The organism is Streptomyces sp. NPDC054841 (genome assembly GCF_053611045.1).
The window spans coordinates 1-5,227 of sequence record NZ_JBSGZO010000546.1; the positions used below are offsets into that span (position 1 = coordinate 1).

The following is a 5,227-nucleotide window of genomic DNA, read 5'->3' on the forward strand; positions in this document are numbered from 1 at the left end:
ACACAAATCATTGACATCAGCCGCTTAGATTATTTCGCTCGCTGATCCAGCCTGATCCACCGGACAGGCCCTAAGCCCCCGTCGGTACCGGACGCGGACCAGTCCCGCGCCCGCGTCCACGCCCGCCGTGGGCGCCGGAAGTGGATCAGGCCCGTTCCGAGCCCGGTCTGTGTCACACGGCACCCTCTAGATCCGGCCATTCGAATCCGACGCGTCCACGCCCGTCGTGGGCGCCGGAAGTGGATCAGGCCCGCTCCGGGCCCGGCCTGAGTCACACGGCACCCTCCATATCTGGCCATCCGAATCCAACGCGTTCACTCACGCCACAGTTGACGTCTCTGTTGGCTCATGGTTTGTTGTGTTCGGTTATGTTGGGTAGGTGGGAGTTATGGAGGCGCTCCGCGTGAAGAAGACGGTGACCAGGCTCGCCGACGGCCGAGAGCTGCTCTACTACGACTCCCGCGACGACGTCGTCCGCGACGCCGTCGACCTCCGGCCGCTGGACGCCACCGCCACGACCTCCGAGATCCGCCACGACCGGCTGCTCGGCGACAGCGTCGCGATCGCCTCCCACCGCCAGGGCCGTACGTACCACCCGCCCGCCGACGAATGCCCTCTCTGCCCCTCCCGGGACGGCCGGCTCAGCGAGATCCCGGAAAGCGACTACGACGTCGTCGTCTTCGAGAACCGCTTCCCCTCCCTCGCCGGGGACTCCGGCCGCTGCGAAGTCGTCTGCTTCACCCCCGACCACGACGCGTCCTTCGCCGGCCTCACCGAACAGCAGGTCGCGCTCGTCCTGGACGTCTGGACCGACCGCACCGCCGAGCTCGCCGGGTTCCCCCAGGTCCGGCAGGTGTTCTGCTTCGAGAACCGGGGCGCCGAGATCGGTGTGACGCTCGGCCATCCGCACGGGCAGATCTACGCGTACCCCTTCGTCACCCCCCGCACCGCCCTCATGCAGCGCTCGGTCGCCGAGCACCTCGCCGCCACCGGCCGCAATCTCTTCGACGACACCGTCGAGCGTGAAATCGCAGACTCCGTCCGGGTGGTCCTGGAGGGCGAACACTGGGTCGCGTTCGTGCCCTACGCCGCCCACTGGCCGTACGAGGTACACCTTTACCCGCGGCGCCGGGTGCCGGACCTGCGGGCACTGGACGAGGCGGCGCGCACAGAATTCCCACAGGTCTATCTGGAATTGTTGAGGCGCTTCGACCGGATCTTCGGCACGGACCAGCAGCCGACGCCGTACATCGCCGCCTGGCACCAGGCGCCGTTCGGTGACGTGTCGCGCGAGGAATTCGCGCTGCACCTCGAGCTTTTCACCATCCGCCGCACTTCCGGCAAGCTGAAGTTCCTCGCCGGTTCCGAGTCCGGCATGAACGTGTTCATCAACGATGTGCCGCCGGAGGCCGCGGCCCAGCGACTGCGAGAGGTGGCGAGCGCGTGAGTACTGCGCTTCAGCGGGGGACGACCCCCGGGACCCGGAAGTATCTGGTGACGGGCGGAGCCGGCTACGTCGGCAGCGTGGTGGCCGCGCATCTGCTGGAGGCGGGGCACGAGGTGACCGTGCTCGACGATCTGTCCACGGGCTTTCGCGAGGGCGTCCCGGCGGGCGCCGAGTTCATCGAGGGCCGGATCCAGGACGCTGCCCGATGGCTGGACTCCTCGTACGACGGAGTCCTGCACTTCGCCGCGTTCTCGCAGGTCGGCGAGTCGGTCGTGGATCCCGAGAAGTACTGGGTCAACAACGTCGGCGGTACGACGGCGCTGCTCGCCGCGATGCGTTCCGCCGGGGTCCGCAGGCTGGTCTTCTCGTCCACCGCGGCGACCTACGGAGAGCCCGTCTCCACCCCGATCAGGGAGACCGACCCGACCGCGCCGACCAGCCCGTACGGCGCCTCGAAGCTCGCCGTCGACCACATGATCAGCGGCGAGTGCGCCGCGCACGGGCTGGCCGCGGCCTCGCTGCGCTACTTCAACGTGGCGGGCGCGTACGGCGGCTCCGGTGAGCGCCACGACCCCGAGTCGCACCTCATCCCGCTCGTGCTCCAGGTCGCCCTCGGCAGGCGCGAGGCGATCTCCGTGTTCGGCGACGACTACCCGACCCCGGACGGCACCTGCGTACGCGACTACATCCACGTCGCCGACCTGGCGGAGGCGCATCTGCTCGCCATGGACAAGGTCGTCCCCGGCGAGCATCTGATCTGCAACCTCGGCAACGGCAACGGCTTCTCCGTCCGCGAGGTCATCGAGACCGTCCGCAAGGTCACCGGGCATCCGGTCCCCGAGGCCGCGGCCGCCCGCCGTGCCGGCGACCCGGCTGTGCTGGTCGCCTCCGCCGAGGCTGCCCAGGAGCGGCTGGGCTGGGCCCCGACGCGGGCGGACCTCGCGGGCATCGTGGCCGACGCGTGGGCGTTCGCGCGGGAGAGGGCGGCGGAGAAGGTGGAGAAGGCGGCGGAGAGATGAGCGTCGCCGGGCAGTTCACGGAGCTGTACGGGTACGCCCCCGAGGGCGTCTGGGCGGCGCCGGGACGGGTCAATCTGATCGGCGAGTACACCGACTTCAACGACGGTTTCGTGATGCCGCTCGCGCTGCCCCACACGGCGGTCGCGGCGGTCGCCCGCCGCACGGACGGGGTGCTCCGCGTCCACTCGGCGGACGTCACCCAGGGCGTGATCGAGCTGACGGTCACCGGTCTCGCACCGGGCTCCTGCTCCGGCTGGTCGGCGTACCCGGCGGGGGTGGTCTGGGCGCTGCGGGAGGCCGGGCACCCGGTCACCGGCGCCGACATCCACCTCGCCTCGACCGTGCCGACGGGCGCGGGACTGTCCTCCTCGGCGGCCCTGGAGGTCGTCACCGCGCTGGCTCTGAACGAGCTGTACGGGCTCGGCCTGGGCCGCGAGGAGCTGGCGCGACTGGCTCAGCGCGCCGAGAACGCGTTCGTCGGCGTCCCCTGCGGGATCATGGACCAGATGGCGTCGGCCTGCTGCACCGACGGCCACGCCCTCCATCTCGACACCCGCGATCTGAGCTGCCGCCAGGTCCCCTTCGACCTTGCCGCGCACGGTCTGGGGCTGCTGGTCGTCGACACGCGCGTGAAGCACGCGCTCGACGACGGCGCGTATGCGCAGCGGCGCGCGGGGTGCGAGGAAGGTGCGCGGGCGCTGGGGGTGCGCACGCTGCGCGAAGTCCCGTACGCGCAACTGCAAGACGCCCTCACGCGTTTGAACAACGCGACGATTCGCCGGTACGTCCGCCATGTCGTCACCGACAACCACCGGGTCGAGCGGACTATCGCGCTCCTCGACGCGGGCGACATCCGCGCGGTCGGCCCGGTCCTCACCGAGGGCCACGTCTCACTGCGGGACGATCTGGAGGTCTCCTGCCCGGAGTTGGACCTCGCCGTCTCCGCAGCGGTCGCGGCGGGCGCGCTGGGGGCCCGGATGACCGGCGGCGGCTTCGGCGGCTCGGCGATCGTCCTGGTCGAATCGGCGGACGCGGACACGGTGACCAAGGCGGTCCTGGAGGCCTTCGCGGCCGCGGGCCACACCGCCCCGCGCATCTTCCCGGCGGTCCCTTCGGCCGGGGCGCACCGGGTCGGCTGAGCATCAGCCGGGCCTCTTCGTCAGGATGCTGTGCTTGTTCGGTGCGCTCCGCGCACGGGCGGTCAGGCCCTCGGGGCTCAGCCGAGCCTCTTCGTCAGGATGCTGTGCTTGTTCGGTGCGCTCCGCGCACGGGCGGTCAGGCCCTCGGGGCTCAGCCGAGCCTCTTCGTCAGGATGTATTCCGTAACGCCGGGTGGGTACTCGGGGACGCGGCCGACGATCTCGTACCCGTGTTTCCTGTAGAACGCGGGCGCCTGGAAGTCCCAGGTCTCCAGGCGCGCGTACGCGCAGCCGCGGCCGATGCGCGCCTCACGTTCCGCCGCGGTGAGGAGCTGGGAGCCGAGGCCCGCGCCGCGGTGGGGGTCGTCGACCCAGAGCAGGTCGACATGGAGCCAGCGGGCCCAGGTGCGGCCCGTCAGGCCCGCGGCCAGCTCGCCCGTCGTCTCGTCCAGCACCCAGACCTGCAGCGGGACTTCGTCATCGTGCGGGGTACCGGCCAGGGCGCGCATCGCCGGGGAGCGCCGTGCGTTCGTGGCTTCCAGCCGCTCGCCGAGCAGAGTGCGGCGTTCTTTGTCGACTTCTGTCTCAAATCGAAACATGGGGCACACCCTAAACACCCTGGCCAAACAGTTCTGCAAATATCCTTCCGCTCCCGGCCCCCGGCCTTACTCTGATGCACAGCACCGGTGGGGGCCGGTGCTGTTCAGGGGGCGAGACAGTCGGGTACGACGCCCGGGGCGGGGTAGCAGTCAAGCACGGCGGCGGCCGTGGGATTGCGTACCACTCCATTCCCGGGCGCCGTACCCGCGCTTCATGACCTCCGCCGGAAAACGCAACCTGGGGGTGTCTGTGGTTCGTATCCGGGTTCTCGTGGTGGACGACCACCGGATCTTCGCCGAGTCCCTCGCCGCGGCGCTCGCCGCCGAGCCGGACGTCGAGGTCGCCGCGGCGGGCAGTGGCCCGGCCGCACTGCGCTGCCTCGAGCGCGCGGCGGCCGACGGCCGCAAGTTCGACGTCATGCTCATAGACGCCGATCTGGGCGCGGCGGCGGGGCCGGCGGCCCCGGTCGTCGCCCGCGCGGTCCCCGACAACGGGGACGGCTTCGTCGACGGCATCTCCCTGGTGGCCGGGGTCCGTTCGGCCCGGCCCGCGGTCCGCACGGTCGTCCTCGCCGAGAAGGACGACCCGCGCCGCGCCGCGCTCGCGCTCCAGGCGGGCGCCTCGGGCTGGGTGGCCAAGGACTGCTCGCTGCAGCGGCTGCTCGCGGTGATCCGCGGAGTGCTGCGCGACGAGACGCATCTGCCGCCCGCGCTCCTCACCGGCGTCCTGCGGGAGCTGACCGCCGCGCGCAAGCACCGCACCGAGAGCGAGCGGCTCGTCGAGTCGCTCACCCCGCGCGAGCGCGAGGTGCTGCGCTGCATGGTGGCGGGCCTCGGCCGCAAGGCGGTCGCCGAGCGCCTCTTCCTCTCCCCGCACACGGTCCGCACGCACATGCAGAACGTGCTGGGCAAGCTGGGCGTGCACTCCACCCTCGCCGCGGTGGCGCTGGCGCGCCGGGCCGGCGTCGGGCGGGGCCGGCGCGGCCGGGCCGCCCCCGCGGGGGTTGTGGGTAGGGGGGGGGAA

Annotated in this window: 5 protein-coding genes; 4 read left to right on the forward strand and 1 reads right to left on the reverse strand. The window is 71.4% G+C overall.

The genetic code is table 11. The annotated features are described in order from the left end of the window. The first annotated feature begins 403 nt into the window (after positions 1 to 403). From galT to galK, 3 genes are read left to right on the forward strand one after another with little or no spacing between them, the layout of a single operon-like run. A complete protein-coding gene (galT, locus tag ACWGI8_RS38805) occupies positions 404 to 1,447 on the forward strand; it encodes a galactose-1-phosphate uridylyltransferase (protein ID WP_453668147.1) in 1,044 nt (347 codons plus the stop codon). Continuing rightward, positions 1,444 to 2,466, forward strand: coding sequence for a UDP-glucose 4-epimerase GalE (gene galE, locus ACWGI8_RS38810; RefSeq protein WP_453668148.1), 1,023 nt, complete (start codon positions 1,444 to 1,446; stop codon positions 2,464 to 2,466). Before galT ends, galE begins: the two co-directional genes overlap by 4 nt. Then, on the forward strand, positions 2,463 to 3,605 hold the full coding sequence (gene galK / locus ACWGI8_RS38815; protein WP_453668149.1) for a galactokinase: 1,143 nt from the start codon (positions 2,463 to 2,465) through the stop codon (positions 3,603 to 3,605). The genes galE and galK overlap by 4 nt, the downstream gene beginning before the upstream one ends. Before the next feature lie 151 nt (positions 3,606 to 3,756). On the opposite strand, the gene ACWGI8_RS38820 is transcribed toward galK, so the two are convergent. Further along, on the reverse strand, positions 3,757 to 4,203 hold the full coding sequence (locus ACWGI8_RS38820; protein WP_453668150.1) for a GNAT family N-acetyltransferase: 447 nt from the start codon (positions 4,201 to 4,203) through the stop codon (positions 3,757 to 3,759). Positions 4,204 to 4,453: 250 nt separating this feature from the next. Between ACWGI8_RS38820 and ACWGI8_RS38825 the strand changes: the two genes are divergently transcribed. Then, the coding region (locus tag ACWGI8_RS38825; protein WP_453668151.1) for a LuxR C-terminal-related transcriptional regulator at positions 4,454 to 5,227 on the forward strand (774 nt) is incomplete at its 3' end.

What these genes read in the sequence shown, in the direction of transcription:
- galK (WP_453668149.1), top strand. Translation starts at nt 2,463, where the DNA reads ATGAGCGTCGCCGGGCAGTTCACGGAGCTGTACGGGTACGCCCCCGAG.
- ACWGI8_RS38820 (WP_453668150.1), bottom strand. Translation starts at nt 4,203, where the DNA reads ATGTTTCGATTTGAGACAGAAGTCGACAAAGAACGCCGCACTCTGCTC.